The organism is Serratia sp. BNK-17 (assembly GCF_048684935.1).
GTDB classification, from domain to species: domain Bacteria; phylum Pseudomonadota; class Gammaproteobacteria; order Enterobacterales; family Enterobacteriaceae; genus Serratia; species Serratia nematodiphila.
Window position 1 is genome coordinate 4,272,135 of the sequence record NZ_JBLQTR010000001.1, and the last position, 17,371, is coordinate 4,289,505.

At 59.0% G+C, this 17,371-nt stretch carries 13 protein-coding genes and 1 pseudogene; 4 read left to right on the forward strand and 10 right to left on the reverse strand.

Translation table 11 applies throughout. The annotated features are described in order from the left end of the window. Positions 1–195: 195 nt before the first annotated feature. The 4 genes and pseudogenes from ACMGF7_RS20315 to ACMGF7_RS20330 form a co-directional block, all read right to left on the reverse strand. Positions 196–920 (reverse strand): annotated as a pseudogene (locus ACMGF7_RS20315) (RHS repeat domain-containing protein); the annotation flags it as partial. Between the two features lie 356 nt (positions 921–1,276). After that, positions 1,277–1,735 carry a hypothetical protein gene (locus tag ACMGF7_RS20320; protein WP_107228145.1) on the reverse strand — a complete coding sequence of 153 codons (459 nt, stop codon included), beginning with the start codon at positions 1,733–1,735 and terminating at the stop codon, positions 1,277–1,279. Between the two features lies 1 nt (position 1,736). After that, a complete protein-coding gene (locus tag ACMGF7_RS20325) occupies positions 1,737–6,002 on the reverse strand; it encodes an RHS repeat-associated core domain-containing protein (protein ID WP_420286607.1) in 4,266 nt (1,421 codons plus the stop codon). A gap of 31 nt (positions 6,003–6,033) precedes the next feature. Then, positions 6,034–6,465 carry a DcrB-related protein gene (locus ACMGF7_RS20330; RefSeq protein ID WP_420286608.1) on the reverse strand — a complete coding sequence of 144 codons (432 nt, stop codon included), beginning with the start codon at positions 6,463–6,465 and terminating at the stop codon, positions 6,034–6,036. A 234-nt stretch (positions 6,466–6,699) separates the two neighbouring features. On the opposite strand from ACMGF7_RS20330, the gene ACMGF7_RS20335 reads away from it, so the two are divergent. Continuing rightward, positions 6,700–7,704 (forward strand): alpha/beta fold hydrolase, encoded by a 1,005-nt coding sequence (locus tag ACMGF7_RS20335; protein ID WP_021504547.1) that lies wholly within the window; start codon positions 6,700–6,702, stop codon positions 7,702–7,704. 69 nt (positions 7,705–7,773) lie between these two features. Next, positions 7,774–8,421: a dihydrofolate reductase family protein gene (locus ACMGF7_RS20340; protein ID WP_420286609.1), complete on the forward strand. Its 648-nt coding sequence runs from the start codon at positions 7,774–7,776 to the stop codon at positions 8,419–8,421. Positions 8,422–8,463: 42 nt separating this feature from the next. On the opposite strand, the gene ACMGF7_RS20345 is transcribed toward ACMGF7_RS20340, so the two are convergent. Then, positions 8,464–10,080: a serralysin family metalloprotease gene (locus tag ACMGF7_RS20345; protein ID WP_197752639.1), complete on the reverse strand. Its 1,617-nt coding sequence runs from the start codon at positions 10,078–10,080 to the stop codon at positions 8,464–8,466. 411 nt (positions 10,081–10,491) lie between these two features. On the opposite strand from ACMGF7_RS20345, the gene ACMGF7_RS20350 reads away from it, so the two are divergent. Then, positions 10,492–10,845: a protease inhibitor Inh/omp19 family protein gene (locus ACMGF7_RS20350; protein ID WP_171453976.1), complete on the forward strand. Its 354-nt coding sequence runs from the start codon at positions 10,492–10,494 to the stop codon at positions 10,843–10,845. Positions 10,846–10,849: 4 nt separating this feature from the next. On the opposite strand, the gene ACMGF7_RS20355 is transcribed toward ACMGF7_RS20350, so the two are convergent. Next, entirely contained in the window at positions 10,850–11,371 is a 522-nt protein-coding gene (locus ACMGF7_RS20355) for a chromate transporter (protein WP_041922337.1), read from the reverse strand. Continuing rightward, entirely contained in the window at positions 11,368–11,934 is a 567-nt protein-coding gene (locus ACMGF7_RS20360) for a chromate transporter (protein WP_351110080.1), read from the reverse strand. The genes ACMGF7_RS20355 and ACMGF7_RS20360 overlap by 4 nt, the downstream gene beginning before the upstream one ends. 103 nt (positions 11,935–12,037) lie before the next feature. Here ACMGF7_RS20360 and ACMGF7_RS20365 point away from each other — a divergent pair, with 103 nt between their 5' ends. Further along, positions 12,038–12,949 (forward strand): LysR substrate-binding domain-containing protein, encoded by a 912-nt coding sequence (locus tag ACMGF7_RS20365; protein ID WP_420286611.1) that lies wholly within the window; start codon positions 12,038–12,040, stop codon positions 12,947–12,949. Positions 12,950–12,976: 27 nt separating this feature from the next. Here the strand turns inward: ACMGF7_RS20365 and ACMGF7_RS20370 are convergent, their stop codons facing one another. Genes ACMGF7_RS20370 through ACMGF7_RS20380 form a run of 3 tightly spaced genes read right to left on the reverse strand, consistent with a single transcriptional unit; the run spans position 12,977 to position 17,350 of the window. Continuing rightward, the gene (locus ACMGF7_RS20370; RefSeq protein WP_420286613.1) at positions 12,977–14,080 is read right to left on the reverse strand and encodes a nuclease; all 1,104 of its coding nucleotides are present in this window, start codon (positions 14,078–14,080) and stop codon (positions 12,977–12,979) included. Positions 14,081–14,090: 10 nt separating this feature from the next. Beyond that, complete coding sequence (locus ACMGF7_RS20375) at positions 14,091–15,878, reverse strand: restriction endonuclease subunit S (protein WP_420286614.1); 1,788 nt, start codon at positions 15,876–15,878, stop codon at positions 14,091–14,093. After that, positions 15,878–17,350 (reverse strand): N-6 DNA methylase, encoded by a 1,473-nt coding sequence (locus ACMGF7_RS20380; RefSeq protein ID WP_420286615.1) that lies wholly within the window; start codon positions 17,348–17,350, stop codon positions 15,878–15,880. Before ACMGF7_RS20380 ends, ACMGF7_RS20375 begins: the two co-directional genes overlap by 1 nt. Positions 17,351–17,371 lie beyond the last annotated feature (21 nt).

Consider the following 17,371-nt stretch of genomic DNA (forward strand, 5'->3'; position numbering starts at 1 on the left):
GATGTGAAATAACAACGTCAAAATCACTAACACGGCCGACATCAAATGGTTGACCTGTAGAGAAACTTACCCCGATACGGAACTTCCTTGCATATATGAAACTGTGCCGGGATATCCTAATTTACTCATTCCTGCCTGTAATGCTTCACCGAACTGTTTAAATTGGCCAAAACTATTAAAGCCATGTGGAACTCCTTTTACAGATAACCCAAACGGATCCACCCACATCAGCGGGTTCGGCGCATACTGATACAGGTTCAACCCGCCGCGCAACCCTATCGGATCCTGCGTGGTGAAACGCCCCACCTCGGGTTCGTAGTAGCGGAACAGGTTGTAGTGCAGGCCGCTTTCGTCGTCCTGATATTGCCCGGCGTAGCGCAGCGGCTGCTGATATTGCGCGCCCTGCCGCTTCGCCGCACCGGCCACCGTCTGGCCCTGCAGCTTGCCGAAGGTGTCGTATTGCCCGGACCAGCACAGGTTGCCCGCTGCGTCGGTCACTTCCAGCGGCGCGCTGTTCAGATCGGTGTGATACCAGTAAATATCCGCCGAGCGGCTGTCGCCCGCCTGCTCCAGCGCCGCCAGCGGGCTCCACGGGCTGGCCGGATCGTAGCTCCAGCTGCGGCGGCTGCCGTCGTCGCGCTGCTCCTGCACCAGCCGATTGTCGGCGTCGTAGCGGTAGTGCTGTTCGTACAGGCCGTTGCGCCGGCTGATCAGGTTGCCCCAGGCGTCGTAACGGTAAAACAGTTTTTGCCAGTGCGTCAGGCGGTTGTCGGCGATCGGCGCCAGCGGCAGGTACGCGTCGATGTCGCTCTGCGGGCTGCGCTCGTCCAGCAGGTTATCCGCCAGATCGTACACCAGCCACGCGCCCGGTTTGCCTGATTGGGTTCGCGGTGTTACAGCAGGCGGCCTACTCTACAATAAACACTTGGAATATTTAATTTTCAATGGCTTCATTTTTAAAGAGCTGGAAATTAATTTTTCATAATTTTATTTTTTAATTTTAGTCAGGAACTGGCTGAATAATGTTAATTCAAAAAGCCATTGAATACCCTCTTATAACCGCAACCATTGCGGTTAATATTTATAAACGCCAACAAAAATTGATATAGGCACCAATTTTCTCATCATACTCAATCCTTCTCCCTGTTTTATCATCAGGGGGCACTTCAACAGATTGCCCCTAGTTGCACCAAATTTACCCGCATTGACTTTTCGCTTTGAAATCAAGTTGTTCAAGCTATTTGAGCAAGTCATTCTTAGTATCAAGCATTAAGAATTAGCGCCAAAATGAAAAATCAGATACAAAAAACTCGTTTATTTCTATATCTCCAGGAATGTGTTTTATTGTATCAGCAATCTCATCATATGGCGGAGGAAGTATAAGTGAAATACCAAAATCATCATTGATAATTATTGAACCATTATATAATTTCTGAGTTTTTGTTAATTTTATCACATCCATCACCTTCATCCCTGTGAATATAGCTCCCTTGTAGCCGCCTTGATAACGCTCATTACATCCAAGTGAAAAGATAACACCATCTTTATCAGTCGCAATGGTCAAGGTATTGTCGATTTTATATGATTTCTTTTCCTCACCATCAGGGAGAAAATAACTTTTAACCTCCACACTAAATCCAGAATAAATCTCATTAATATATGACGAGATATTTTCATTTATAACGACATTCCCTATGGAAATCCCCGATACAATCTCAGCATTAAAGTCAATCATCTTAGACACCACCATTCTTAATAACTCCATCAACGTACACAGGTGAATCTTTTATCAGATCGTAATTTTTAAATTCACCATGCCCAATTCTACCAAAAACAACATCCTCACCATTCTCAACCTTATAAACCTTCCAATAATCATTGCCATGAATATTAGGCTGACTTGCATTACCTCCGGGGTGATAATCAAGTTTATATGTCGCACCCGATTTCGTTGTTCGCACATATTGAGTATGTTGAATTGCTTCTGGTCTGCCTGCTTGAGGGTAATGCTTTGCCCAACCGCGACTAGTTAAAAACGCGTCAACATCAGCTGGCTTTTTGCCAGATAGTTTATCCACCCATCTGCGAGCGATTCTATCTTTTCTAGCAAAGCCTTTAGAAACCCCACAACTCATCAACCCCAGCGGATCCACCCACATCAGCGGGTTCGGCGTATACTGATACAGGTTCAACCCGCCACGCAACCCTATCGGATCCTGCGTGGTAAAACGCCCCACCTCGGGTTCGTAGTAGCGGAACAGGTTGTAGTGCAGGCCGCTTTCGTCGTCCTGATATTGCCCGGCGTAGCGCAGTGGCTGCTGATATTGCGCGCCCTGGCGCTTCGCCGCGCCGGCCACCGTCTGGCCCTGCAGCTTGCCGAAGGTGTCGTATTGCCCGGACCAGCACAGGTTGCCCGCTGCGTCGGTCACCTCCAGCGGCGCGCTGTTCAGATCGGTGTGGTACCAGTAAATATCCGCCGAGCGGCTGTCGCCCGCCTGCTCCAGCGCCGCCAGCGGGCTCCACGGGCTGGCCGGATCGTAGCTCCAGCTGCGGCGGCTGCCGTCGTCGCGCTGCTCCTGCAGCAACCGGTAGCCCTGCCACAGGAAACGGGTCGTCTGTTCGGTTTTGCCCTTGTAGCGCACCGCTTTGCTGCTGCGGCGGCCCAGCGCGTCGTAATGGTACTGCGCCTCGAACTCACCCTGCGGGCCGCGGCCGTGCGCCTGCACCAGCCGGTTGTCGGCGTCGTAGCGGTAGTGCTGCTCGTACAGGCCGTTGCGCCGGCTGATCAGGTTGCCCCAGGCGTCGTAACGGTAAAACAGTTTTTGCCAGTGCGTCAGGCGGTTGTCGGCGATCGGCGCCAGCGGCAGGTGCGCGTCGATGTCGTTCTGCGGGCTGCGCTCGCCCAGCAGGTTATCCGCCAGATCGTACACCAGCCGCGCGCCCGGTTTGCCCTGATTGGGTTCGCGGTGTTGCAGCAGGCGGCCTTCGGCGTCGTAACCATAGTGCACTTCGCCGCGCAGCGCGTCGCTCACCCCGGCCAGCTCGCCGCGGCCGGTGTAGCGATAAGCGCGCCACAGCACGCCGTCTTCCGGCCGGGTCAGTTTATCGTGGCCGAAGGCGCTGCTCTGCCAGCTACGGCGGCCCAGGGCATCGTAACGCCGCTGCTGCTGCAGCGCGCCCTGGCTGCGGCCGGTTTCCCGGTGCAGGCGATCGCGGATGAATTCGCTCACCACCTGCTGGTTGAATTTGATGGCGCTGGCGTGGCCGGAGCCGTAATACAGCCACTGCAGGCGATCGCCCTGCGGCAGCGTCAGCGCCTGCAGGTTGGCCAGCGCATCCCACTGGTATTGCAGCTCGCCGTTCACGCCCTGTTCGCTGAGCAGCCGCCCGGCGGCGTCATAGCGCATCTGCACGCTGTCCGGCTCGATGCCCAGCGCCGCGCCGCTCGCCGTCGGCAGGCGGTTCAGCTCGCGCAGCCGCCCCATGGCGTCGAAACGGTAATGCCATTCAGCGCTGGCGTTGCCGCGCCAGACCAGCTGCCCCGCCTCGTCGAAGCGGAAGCGCTGTTCGCGCTGAGTCAGCTCACCTGCGTTGCCCGGCAAGCCGACCTCGCGGTGCTCCTCCAGCAGCCCGGCCGCGCCGTAGCGATAATCGTGGCGGGTGTCGTCCGGGCGCTCTTCGGTCAGCACGCGGCCCACCGCATCGTAGCTGAAGCGGTATTCGCCGCCGTTGCCGTTCTCCAGCCGCGTCAGCCAGCCCTGCGGGCTGTAGTGATAGCGCCGGGTGCGGTTGATGCGATCGGTGATGCTGACCGGCAGCCCCAGGGCGTTGTACTGCCAGCGGGTCAGGCTGCCCAGCGCGTCCTGATGTTCGGCCAGCTGGCCGTGCGCATTCCAGTTAAAGCGCTCTTCGCCGCCGTCCGGGTGGATCAGGGTGTGCAGGCGGCCGCCGTTATCCCACAGGTAGCGCGTCTGATGGCCTTCGGCATCGGTCTGCGTCGTCAGTTGCCCCAGCGCATCGTAGGTATAAGCCGTGACGCTGCCGGAACAGTCGGTGTAGCGCGTCAGCTGGCCGCGGGCGTCCCACTCCAGCTTCACTTCCCCGCCCAGCGCGTCGATCACACTAGCGGGCAGGCTCTCTTCGTCATCCGGATAACGGTACAGCGTGGCATTGCCCAGCGCATCGACATAGCGCGTCGGGCGCCCCAGCGTGTCCCAATGCTGCGCCTCGCTGCTGCCGTCCGGGTAGGCGACGGCGAACAGCCGGCCGCTGTTGCGCGAATATTGATAGCGCGTCACGCGGCCGAGCGGATCGGTCTCCGACAGCAGGCGGCCGTAAGGATCCCATTCGCTCTGGCGCTGCGCGCCGCCGGGCAGCAGCACGCTGCACAGCTCGCCGCGTTGGTAGATAAAACCGTAGCGGCGCTGGTCGAAATCGGTGTACTGCGCCACGTTGTCGTCGTCATCCAGCCGCCACTCCGCCCGTTTGCCGTCGCCGCGCACCGCGCTGCGGCGCCCGCCGGCGAAGTCGTAACCGAACTCAAGGGATTCCCCGGCGCTGTTGCGGTAGGCCGTCACGCGCGGCACGCCGTCGAGCTCTTGCCATTGGTATTCGTTCAGCAGCCCGGCGGCGTCCTGGTGGCTGATCATCAGGCCGTCGCGCCAGCCAAAGCGGCGCGTCACCTCACCGGCGCGGTTGCTCACCGTCGTCAGTTGGCCCTGCTCATCGTAACCGTAGCGCGCCAGCGTCCGTTCACCGTCGGCGGTTTGCAGCGCCACTGCACGCAGGCGGCCCTGCGCATAGCGGCACATCAGGCGCTGCCCGGCGCTGTCCACCAGTTCGCTCAGCAGCCCCTCATCGTCGTAAAACAGCGAGGTGGCGTTGCCGATGGCGTCGGTGATCATGCTCAGCCGGCTCGGCTGGTCGCCCGCCAGCGGCGGGTAGTGGAAAATCTGTTCGCCGACGTCAAACAGCTGCCAGCTGCCGTCGTCGTTGTGCATCAGCCAGCTTTTTTCGGCTTCGCAGTAGGTTTTATGGCCGCGCGGCACCATAGGGAAAGCGACGAAGTCGCCGGAAGGCGCACGCCACACCAGGCCGTCCTGATACGGCTGCAGGCTGCTCTCCCAGAACAGGTTCCAGCCGCGGCCCAGTACGCCGTCGCCGGGGTTGCCGCTGCGCCAATAGCGCTGCCAGGCGACCGGCAGCCGCGAAGGCAGCACGAAATCGAGATCGTCTTCGCCGTCGAGGAATTTCTGGCCGCTGACGATATCCACCGGCCGGGCGATAATGCCGACCGCGGCGGTCGCGGTCATCAGGGTGCCGGCGCGGCAGGCGATGCGCGCCAGTTTGTTGATGCCGGGCAGCTTGCCCAGCAGTTTGCCGAGCGCCCCCAGCTTGCCGGCGGCGCCGCCCACGCCGCCCACCAGGCCGGCGAACAACAGCGTCAGGTCAGAGACCTTGTACAGCCAATCCGGCACTTCGGGCTTGATCGGCAAGGTGGTGACGGTGCCGCCGCCAATAAACACGTTGGGCGAGCCTTCCATCACCTGCGCGTCGCAGTTGGTTTTGTCCCCCACGCGCGAGGCGGGCTGGCCGTTGATGCTGACCTTATCGGAGCCCTGCGCCATCTGCATGCTCGGGCCGTCGTCGCTGCAGGCCACCTGGCTGTTGGTGGCGAGCGCAGCGGGTTTGCCGTTGATGAAGACGTTGGGGGAGCCGGTGACGATATTGCCTTTGGGGGTCAGGCTACCGGCACCGGCGTCGGCAATGCCGTCGCGCGCCGCGGTGGCCGCCTCCCCGGTGAGATACCCCACCGCCAGGCTGGCGCCGATAAGCAGCACGCCGACGCCGATACAGGAAGCCGCCAGGCCGGCAACGAACAGCGCGCCCGCCGCCACCGCGCCTGCGGCGGCGATCAGGCCGCCGACAAGGGTGCCGGCAATCATGCCGGCCAGGGCATGGGAATGCCCGATGGTATCGCCGACGCGAGCCGCTTCGGTCATCGTAAGTTCCTTTTACGCAAAGAGTTCATCGTTAGGCCGCCCGGTAGCTGCTCAGCACCTGCTGCAGCAGCGCGTCGTCTTGCGGCGTCAGCTTGCGCGCCATCGCCAGGGTGAACACCAGCACCCGGCCCTCCGCCAGCGCGAACACCGCCTGGTTCTGCCAGATGCGTTTGCCGTCGCGCAGGTAGCTGGCGCGCACCCACTCACCGGCGGCCAGCCCATCGCCCAACGTCGCCGGTTCGCGGCTTTTGAACGCCCAGCCTTTCAGCCCCTGCGCCAGCGCATCGAGCTGGCGGGTGACGTACCTTTCCAGGCTCTCCGCCGGCTGCAGCGCATCGCGGGAAATATTGACTGAGGGGGAAACATCATCGCCGGCCAACAGGACGTTGACCGTACGATCGGCATAGCCTTCCGGCAAAGCGACGCTGCCTTCGCTGAAAGCGCAGCGGGATAAAGCGGACATGCGAGGATCCTTTTGCATAAATAATGCTTAAGCATCGCATAACTTAGCCTTGAAATAAAACCATCAGATACGGCGAATGTTGCGCGGCGTGACCGCGTTCACTGTGCAAAAGAGCGGTGCCGGAATCTGGCCGGGAATCAAACCGTCATATTACAGAATTATCTGAATCCACCGGCGCGCCGCCGCGCCGATTATGGCTATACTCGGCTTTCGTCCGTTTTTCAGGAGATCAGGATGCTGAGATTCACCCGTAGCGCGCTGCTGTGCGCCGCGCTGGCCGCGTTCGCCGCCGGCGCCGCCGAAACGCCGACGTTCGGCCCGGAGCTGCAGGGCTTTCACTACCCCTACCCGTTGCAGCAGTTCAGCTTCACCTCGCAGGGGCAGCCGTTAAAAATGGGCTATATGGACGTGCCGCCGGAAGGCGCCGCCAACGGCCGCACCGCGCTGTTGCTGCACGGTAAAAACTTCTGCGCCGCCACCTGGCAGGACACCATCAAGGCGCTGAGCAAGGCCGGTTATCGCGTGATCGCGCCGGATCAGATCGGTTTTTGTTCCTCCACCAAGCCGGCGCATTACCAGTACAGCTTCCAGCAGCTGGCGCAAAATACCCACGGCCTGCTGCAGAACCTGAACATCAGCAAGGCCATCGTCATCGGCCACTCCACCGGCGGCATGCTGGCCACGCGTTACAGCCTGATGTACCCGCAGGCGGTGGAACGGCTGGTGATGGTCAACCCGATCGGCCTTGAGGACTGGAAGGCGAAAGGCGTGCCGTGGCGCAGCGTCGATCAATGGTTCGCGCGCGAGCTGAACACCTCCGCTGAGAGCATCCGCAATTATGAGCAGCACACTTACTACGGCGGCCGCTGGAAGCCGGAGTACGATCGCTGGGTGGACATGCTGGCCGGGCTGAACAACGGGCCGGGCCATCGCCTGGTGGCGTGGAACTCGGCGCTGATCTACGACATGATCTTCACCCAGCCGGTGTATTACGAGTTCAAGGATCTGCAAACGCCCACCACGCTGATGATCGGCACCGCCGACACCACCGCCATCGGCAGCGATATCGCCCCGCCGGCAGTCAAGGCCAAAATCGGGCATTATGATGTGTTAGGCAAACAGGCGGCGAAACTGATCCCGCACGCCACGCTGATCGAGTTCGCCGGGCTCGGCCACGCGCCGCAGATGGAGGAGCCGGAGCGTTTCCATCAGGCGCTGCTCAAGGCGCTGGAACCCTGAGCGGCCGGTTGGCGCGGCTGCCGCACGGCGGCTAAACTTTCAGCTGGCACTCAACTGCAGGAGACAGCCATGCGACAGATTATTGCCAGCGCCTTCATCAGCCTCGACGGCGTGATGCAGGCGCCGGGCGGGCAGGACGAAGACCGCAGCGGCGGCTTTCGCTTCGGCGGTTGGACCACCCCCTACTGGGATGACGCCGTCGCGGAAACGATGAGCGATCTTTTCTCAGCGCCTTTCGATCTGCTGCTCGGGCGGCGCACCTACGATATCTTCGCCGGTTACTGGCCGCAGATCACCGATGAGGCTGACCCGTTTTCGGCCGATATCGCCCGCACGTTCAATCAGGCGGTCAAATACGTCGCCACCCACCACGGCGAGACGCTGGCGTGGCAGAACAGCCAGTGGCTGGGGCGGGACATCATCGCCCGGCTGCGCGAGCTGAAGCGCGCCCAGGGGCCGGTGCTGCTGGTGCAGGGCAGCAGCACCCTGATGCAACAGCTGCTGGCCAACGATCTGGTGGATGAACTGCGCCTGCTCACCTACCCGGTGCTGCTCGGCGCAGGCAAGCGGCTGTTCGATGACAACGCCGCGCCGGCGGCCTTCACGCTGGCCCAATCGGTGGTCTCGCCCGGCGGCGTGATCGTGGCCCACTACCGCCGCGCCGGCGAGGTGGCCACCGGCGACTTCACGGTGGAAAGCGCAGCGGCCCAGTCGTAAAAAAAGGGCCGTTCGGCCCTTTTCTCTTTTCCTTCCTCGCCATCAGGCAAACAGAATATCGCTCTGCTCCACCTGCCCGACCACGTGGATCTTGAAGTCGGCGGCGTAGCTGTTGCTCTGGGTGTTCATCAACAGATCGGTGGTGCCGTTGAAGGCGTCGAAGTTGAGTTGGATCTCGCCTTTCTGGCCGCTGAAGGCGCTGCCGCTGTCGATAAAGCGCAGCTCGCTCAGGCTGTTGTTGAAGCGCAGGCCGGAGAGATCGATCTTGTCGATGCCGTGCTCGAAGTCTTCAATCACGTCGAACGCCGCCACCGTGGACTCTTTGGCGTTGAGATAGACGAAATAGTCGGTGAAGTTATTGGCGTCTTTGCCGCCCCACAGATGATCCGCCCCCAGGCCGCCGTACAGGATATCGGAGCCGGCGTTGCCCGCCAGCAGGTTGTCCTGATCGTTGCCGATGATCAGATCGCGCCCGCTGCCGCCGATGGCGTTCTCGATGATCGCCCCGCGCGCGATGGCGACGTTCTGCGTGCCGCCGCCGACGCTGGAGAACGCGCCGTCGTTCAGGTTGATCATCTGCTGCTGGCTGTAGCCGGAGAAGTCCAGCGTGTCGTTGCCGCCGGCGTCCCACACCGCGAAGTTGACCGGTTTGCCGTTGTCCGCCGTGGCGGTCAGGAAATCGCGCCCGGTGTTGGAGTTGAAGCCGTACACCGTGTCGCCGGTGCGGGTGCTCATGTTGGCGCCGTACAGTTTTTGGATCGCGGCGATGTCATCCACCATCGGGCCATAGCCGTACACCCCTTTGGTGTCGGCGCCGGTGTAACCGGCGTTGAAATAGCTCATGATCGAGTATTGCAACGAATCCTGATAATAGGCGGCATCGTTCTGGTAGCTCGGGTTGCCCAGCGAGGCGTCATAAGATCCCGGGTGCGCCAGCCCCAGGGCATGGCCCAGCTCGTGGGTAAAGGTCTGGCTGCTGAAGTCGCCGCTAACCGGCGCCTTATGGGTGGCGAAGTTTTTGTTGAACCACACCGTGCCGGCGAAGGCGTTATCGCTGCCCGCTTTGGAACTCGGCGGGTAATAGGCGTAAGCGTTGATGGCATTCGGGCCGCTGCCGGCTGCGGTGCTGCCGTCGGCGCGCTGGGTGAAGTACGCGAAGGTGATGTCCGCACGGTGGTTGATATCGGTGGACGCCGCCTCGGTAAAGGTCACGTTCGCCACGTCGGCCCAGGCCTGCATCGATTTCAGCGCCTGAGCCTGCGCCGCCTGAGTCAGCGGCTGCAGCCCCTTGTCGCCGTCGCCGGTCTGGCCGATGCGGTTCAGCGCGCTCTGCGTCAGGAAGGAATAGGTCAGAGCCACCGGCTGGTGATACACCTGATCGCCGTTGTGCGTCAGGCCCGGCCGCGTCAGCTGATCGGCGGCACGATCGAAGCTGAAGTTATCGCGGATTTTACCCAGGTTGTTGATGGCTGCCCCGCCGCGCTGGTTGCTGTACAGGTTGGCGTTATCCAGCGTAAACAGCGCGCCGTAGCCCAATCCGTCATAGGGGCTGCCGGGCTGGTGATAGTAAAACTGATAGTTGTGATCGTTGGGGGATGTGGCGGCCAGGCTGGTGAACTCATCGTCATCTTGCAAAATGTCGTTGTGGCGACTGCTCATTGCATTCTCCTTTTACACAGTAGGAATCCACTCGCTTTGTAAGACTATTCATCAGTCGTTCTAATCTAAGCCAAGGCTTAGGATTGACCAGTATAGTAATTAACCCCGACGGCGCGAGCCCACGCCGCCGCGCATCACCGCGCCGGGCGTTAAGGCGGAAATAATCATAACGATTTGTATTAGCGCAGTATTAATGAGAAAGATAAGCGTATCGGCAGGCTAATGACTCGTCTTTTTGGGCATGTTATCGCCGGTTAGATCAGAAATATCGAGGATTAAAAAACCTAATCCTTGCCTCATCATCCCGCCGGGAACGTGCTAAGGTGTGAACGGACAGCCGAAAGGAGTGACCCGATGCCAACCCATTTCCTTATGCGCGCCTTGCGCCGCGCCAGCCTGACAGGAGTCGTTATGAGCGTATTGTGCAGCAGTGCCCTGGGCAGTTCACTGCCGTTGCTGGAACCCGCCGCGCTGAAGGGCGACTGGCAGCTCGCCGCCATCGGCGGCGGTAAAACCGTCTGCGAGGTGCAGCTGAGCGACGAAGCGGTAGCCAATACCAACGCCTTCCGCTTCAGCGCCTCAGCCGAATGCCTGCAGCCGCTGGCGCTGCACGCGCTGCCGGTCGCCTGGCGGCCGACGCCGGACGGCATGACGCTGACCGACGCCGAAGGGAGCATGGTGGCGTTTCTGGCCCTGACCGCGCCGAAGCGCTATGAGCTGATCGACCGCAACGGCCCTTCGCGCTTTGTGCTGATCCCGCGCTAATCCTTCAGGCGAACAGCAAGCCAAGCAGCGCGCCACCGGCCAGCACCCACAGCGGATGGAGGCGCTTGCTCATGCTCAATCCCGTCGCCAGCGCCACGATCGCCGCCAGCCGCCAATTGGGCGCGGAAGCCTCGGCGATCAAAAGGCCGCTGGCCACCACCAGCCCCACGGTCAGCGGCACCAGCCCGGCCTGCACGATGCGGCGCCACGGGCGATCCTTAAAGCGCCGCCAGGCGCCCATCACCAGCAGCGTGACGATGGAAGACGGCCCGAACTTGGCGACCGAAGACACCAGCAGCCCCGCCCAGCCGGCCACATGCCAACCGACCAGCGGCACGATCATCATGTTCGGCCCCGGCGCGGCCTGCGCCATGGCGAACAGCGCGCTGAACTCCTGGGCGCTCATCCACTGATGCACCTCCACCACCTGCCGCTGCATCTCCGGCAGAATGGTCATGCCGCCGCCGAACGCCAGCAGAGACAGCTCGGTGAAAATCAGCGCCAACGCCATCAACACCCCGCTCATGACGGCCACCGCCACATCAGCAGAATGCTCAGCGGCGCCAGCACCAGCATGGTCGGCAGCAGCGGCAAGCGCAGCCAAGCAATGGCGATCAGCGCCAGCGCCACAATCGCCAGCGCCGCCCACTTGCCGCGCAGCGGCAGCAGCATCTTAATCCCGGTCGAGAGCAGCAACCCGGCGGCGGCGGCGGCCAGACCGGCGAACACATGCTGCACATGAGGATCGTTTTGGAAGCGGGCGTACACCATGCCCAGCCCCACTACGATCGCCGTCGGCGCGCTGATGAGGCCCAGCAAGGCGCACAGCGCGCCGCGCAGCCCGCGAAACTCCATGCCCACCGCCACCGACAGGTTGATCACATTGCCGCCGGGCAGGAACTGGCACAGCCCGAGCAGCTCGGTGAACTGTTCGCCGCTCAGCCAGCGCCGCCGCTCCACCAACATGCTGCGCGCCATCGGCAGCACGCCGCCGAAGCCGATCAGCCCCAGCCACAGAAAGCCCAAAAACAGCGCCGCGTTGCCCGGCGCTGCCGCCGGGTGCGGTTTTATCGTATTGATATCTGACATGACATTGCCGTTCCACATCGCTTGTTTTGATGTCTGGTATCATGCGCGCCGCCGTGCCATGATGTCTAATGCATTCCGGAACAACGAAAGATACCTTTGAGGTATGGTTATGATTGAACTGCGTCGCCTGCGGGCGTTCGTCACCGTGGTGGAAGAAGGCAACATCACCCGCGCCGCCGAGCGGCTGTTTATCCAGCAGCCGCCGCTGACCCGCCTGTTGCAGGGGTTGGAAGATGAATTGGGCGTGAAGTTGTTACAACGATTGCCGCGCGGCGTGCGCGTCACCGAAGCGGGCGGCGTGCTGTTCGAAGAAGCCCGCGCCTTGCTGGCGCGCGCCGAACGCCTGCGGGAAGCGGTGCAGCGCGCCGCCCGCGGCGAGCAGGGCCACATCGCTATCGGTTTCACCAGTTCCGCTGCACTGCACCCGTTCGTGCCCAACCTGCTGCGCCGCTACCGCGACATCCTGCCGGGCATCACTACTCAGTTGGAAGAGGCCGGCAGCGGCGAACTGATGGAAGCGTTGCTGGAACAGCGCCTCGACGCCGCCTTCGTGCGTTCGCCGGCCAACGGCATTCCCGGCCTGAGCGTCGAGCCGGTGCTCAGCGAGCCGATGATCGTCGCCCTGCCGCTGGGCCATCGGCTGGCGCAAGAAACGCAGCAACCGCTGCCGTTGACCGAACTGGCTCACGAGGCGTTTATTCTCTATCGCCGCCCGGCCGGCCAGGGGCTGTACGACGCCATTCTGGCCGCCTGCCACCGCGCCGGCTTCAGCCCGCGCATCGTGCAGGAAGCGCCGCGCCTGCCGGCCACCCTCAGCCTGGTCGGCGCCGGATTGGGGGTGTCAATCGTGCCCGGTTCCATGCGGCGGCTGGGCGGCGACGGCATCGTCTACCGCACTCTCGCCGCAGAGGCGCAGCTCAGCGCCCCGCTTTACCTGGCGCTGCGCCGCAGCCCGGCTTCGCCGATCGTCGAGCGCTTTCGTCAGCTGGTGCTGGAGACCGTGGGGGAGAGTTGATGATGGCGATCGCATCGTTCAGCCCCATTACGCGTCCGCATCCCAGTGGCGGAAATAGCGTTTCAGCTTCTCAATGGTATGGCGCCACTTCGGCGCCGTCGGTTTACATACCGTATTCTGATTGCCAAAGAAGCCGACCTCATTGACCGCATTTTCTTCACTGCGGGTTTCCAGCCATTTTACCGGGACAAAATACTCTGACTTGTCCGGATCATCGGCATTGCGGCGATACAGCTCGCGATACTTAAGCACTTCCATCGCCGGTTTTTCACCGTCTTCGGTGTTAACCGTAAAACTGCTGACAGGCTCTACAGCACTCTGAACCAAACCGACGCCCACATAGCCCATTGCCGGGATCTTTACCCACACGCGGTTGCCGGGCTGGAGCTGCTTTAAGGTCTGGCTGTACCAACTGCCGCCACCGGCGCTGATAAACCCGTAGCGACGCGCTTCTTCCCAGCTCCGGCTTAACGGATCGCCAAATGAAACATAGAATTCCCCATTCCAGGGATCTTTGGTTTTAGCGCTGGTTCCTGCGGTGGCCTGCGCAGCATTGGTCTGCGTCTCGCTCGGATCGAGAAGCCAGGCGCGGCTTAAGAACTGATCGTCACCGTGCTGGAACACTTTAAAGAACAGCACGTTAATGGAGATGCCATTCTTGCTGAGATAGTCCACGATGAGCTCGGTCGAGGGATCCAGCTCTGCCGCCACGATGATAATTTGATGTGACTGATTCAGAGAATCTTCTTCAAGCTCGGTGTTGAAGCGCTGCTTAAACGCCTCCCCCAGATTGCCGCCGCCGGAGAATTTTTCGTAAATCTGCGACAGGCGATCGGCGGTAAGGTCATCCACCCAGGAGGCATAGTCCAGCGCCTGCGCCACGACCTCGCGCGGCGTGCGATCGCGCTTCAGCTCAATCAGAATCAACGAGGCATCCGGCGCGATAGCCAGCAAATCGATACGTCCCTTATCGAGCGTATTTTCCTGATGCCCAATAATCATCCACTGGTCAGAGAGAATAGTGGGGTCGTTTAAAATCATCTTCTCCAGCAGTTGCTCGCTGGCGAGTTTGCTGATGGTCAGTGGCTGGGGATTCTCCCCTATCCGCCAGATTGCATGATGAACCGGCATCGTCTGTTCCTTAGTTTAATGCTGCGTCAGTGAGCGCATCCGCCAGGTTGAGCTGGGTTTGTTGGGCGGATTGGAGACGAGATTTGAGTTGGTCATATACTTTGAAAAAGTCTTCAATTGTGGATATTACCTTCCATTGAATTGCCGCAGGAGGAAGTGCCACTGGTGCTGACCTCAAATTTTCTTGGGATATATTCATTTGGCTTTCAGCCATACCAGATTTCGATGCTTCCAAATAATCAGCTGTCACCCCACAGTTAAGGCATAAAGAAATATATTTTGCAGATATATCATTTGAAATTAAATGAAATCTGATAATTTTGTCCGATATCATTAGCCTAGGCCGTGTTTTTTCAACTAAACACGAAATACCGACTCTATTCTTTGGTCCCGCTCTTGTTACTAAGATATCACCATCCTGAACCTCATATTGAGGTCGGGGCAGTTTACTACTTGGCAAGATTTTATTTTCCTGTTGTCTATACTCCAAACTTTGCACTGCAGTAGTTTTTAATACTCCCCAAATATTGTCATTGGGGGATGATTCAGGAGAGCAAGCGGGACTCCAGCCAGCATCCATATTTGCAATGATTTCACCGATGCGACACCACTCCCACCTCTCCGGCAAATCAAACGGTTTTTCCTCATCACTCACTGGCGGCAACGGTTTTTGCTTTTTAATTTTCCCTTCTTTTACCAATTGCGCTTTTTCCTGCTCAATACGTTTAAGCAGTTCAGAAGCCGGTTCGTCGTCAGGATCTTGCGGCACCAGTTTACCCATAACAGCCAGTTGCAGAATGGTTTGCTTAAGCGCCTCGATACTCGCTTCGGTGGTAAAGAGTGTGTCGAAATGCTGGCTGATTCGCGCCCAGTTTTCTGCGAGTTCTTCGGCATGTTGGCTATCGACCAGCGTTGCCAGCAGGGTTTCTACCAGTTGCTGATGCGCGTCCAGACTGGTTAGCGATTGCTGTTCCAGTTGGTCACAAAGGGACATCAGTTCATTAACTTTAGCAACGATGCGATATTGTTCTGTAATCGGTGGAATTGGAGTGATAGATGTTTTGATTAGACCAACATTTAGCGTTGGCTGTGCTAATGTTCGTGTATCGCCTTTAAAGCTAGCTTGCATTAATTTGCTTTGTAAGAGAAGTAAAATAAATTCCTTTGATAAATTCGACACAGGAACAATTCTGCATAACGCACGTGCAATATTTGCTCCTTTCCAACTATCAGGCGCTACTCCAAGTTTTCCGATTGAACCTACCACTGCCATAAGAATTTCGCCGCCATTCAGACGAGTGCGCTCATACTTTGCAGCAACTAAATGGCTGATGGTTTTTTCTGGTAACATTGGCGGGTTGATCATGGCTATGTCACCGATTCGTACAAATGGCACCCCTCCTACTTCTGGTTCACCAGGGACTAACACTCCATAAGATATTGGATATTGTGGGTTGATAATCTCATCGAAGCACCGCCACTCCCAACCTGCCGGCAATTCAAAAGGCGTCTCGTCCTCGCTGATCTCAGGCAGTAGTTTTTGCTTTTTAATTTTACCCTGCTTCACCAGCTCCGCTTTCTCGGCAGCAATACGCTTTAACAACTCAGACGCCGGTTCATCATTCGGGTCCTGTGGCACCAATTTGCCACGCACCGCCAGCTCCAGAATCAGCTCGCGCAGTTTCTTAATGCCATAGAGGTCGATTTTGCCGTTGCTGCCTCGCCCGGCGGTAGATCGAGTTTGCAAGGCCGAGGACCAGATATCGATATGGTCTGTGATCAGTTTCTCAACGCTCATCAGTGCGCCCCCTTGTTGCTGGCCAGCGCAGCGCCGAGGATGTCGCGAAGCTGATTACGCAGCTCGCTGATTTCCGCCTGCTGTGCCTGGTACTGTGCCAGCAGTTCATCCGGATCGTGGCTGACGGTTTCACCCTGGTACGGATTTTTGATATCGAGGTTGAAGTTGCGGGCGATGATGTCGTCGATGCTGACTTGCCACGCCTGGTTGTTTTCCTCGCGGCCGGAAAAACCGTCCGCTTCGTTGCCCCACCAGTCGATTTCGGCCTGGAACTCTTCAAACTTCATCGGTTTGGTTTTGCTGTAGTTCTTTACGCCGTCCGGGTACGGATGCTCGTAGAACCACACCTGTTTAGTTGGCTGACCTTTGGTGAAGAACAGAATATTGGTTTTGATTCCGGTATACGGGTTAAACACGCCATTCGGCAAACGCACGATGGTGTGCAGGTTGCACTCTTCGGTGAGCAGCTTTTTGATTTTGGTTTTCACGCCTTCGCCAAACAGCGTGCCGTCCGGTAAAACCACCGCCGCACGGCCTTTATCGGCCAGCACTTCAATAATCAGCTGCAGGAACAGGTCGGCGGTTTCACGGGTCTGCATCTCGGCCGGGAAATTCTTCTCGATGCCGTCTTCTTCGGTGCCGCCAAACGGCGGGTTGGTGACGATCACGTCAATCTGCTCATCCCAGGAAGACAGCGGCTTGTTGAGCGTATTGTCATGGCGAATTTGCACCGGCACCTCAATGCCGTGCAACAACATATTGGTGGTGCACAAGAGGTGCGGCAGCTGTTTCTTCTCTACGCCGTGAATCTGCGTTTGCAGCGTTTTGTGGTCTTCGGTCGTTTTGACGTAATGCTCTTTCACATGGTCAAACGCACAGGCGAGAAAACCGCCGGTGCCGCAGGCCGGATCCATGACCGACTCGCCCAGTTTCGGGTCAATACGGTTGACCATAAAGCGCGTCACGGCGCGCGGGGTGTAGAACTCGCCCGCATTACCGGCACTTTGCAAGTCACGCAGGATCTGTTCGTAGATATCGCCGAACAGATGGCGTTCCTGGCTGCTGCTGAAGTCGATTTCGTTGAGTTTGTTGATCACCTGGCGCAGCAACGTGCCGTTTTTCATGTAGTTATAGGCATCGCTAAACGCCTGTTTGACCACAAAACCGCGTGGGTTTTTGTCGATAGGCGCGGTGAGGTTCTTCAGCGTCGGGAACAGATCGTCGTTGACGAACTCCAGCAGTGCTTCCCCGGTGATCCCTTCGCTGTTCGCCGCCCAGCTGCGCCATAAATAGCGCTGCGGGATCGGGAACTGGTAATCATCCTGCTCCAGTTCCAGCTCTTCTTCCTGGGTATCGAAAATTTTCAGAAACAGCAGCCACGAAAGCTGGCCAAGGCGCTGCGCGTCGCCGTCTACGCCGGCGTCTTTACGCATAATGTCCTGAAGGGATTTAATCACTGAGCTAATCGACATGTTTTCTTTCCATACTAAAAA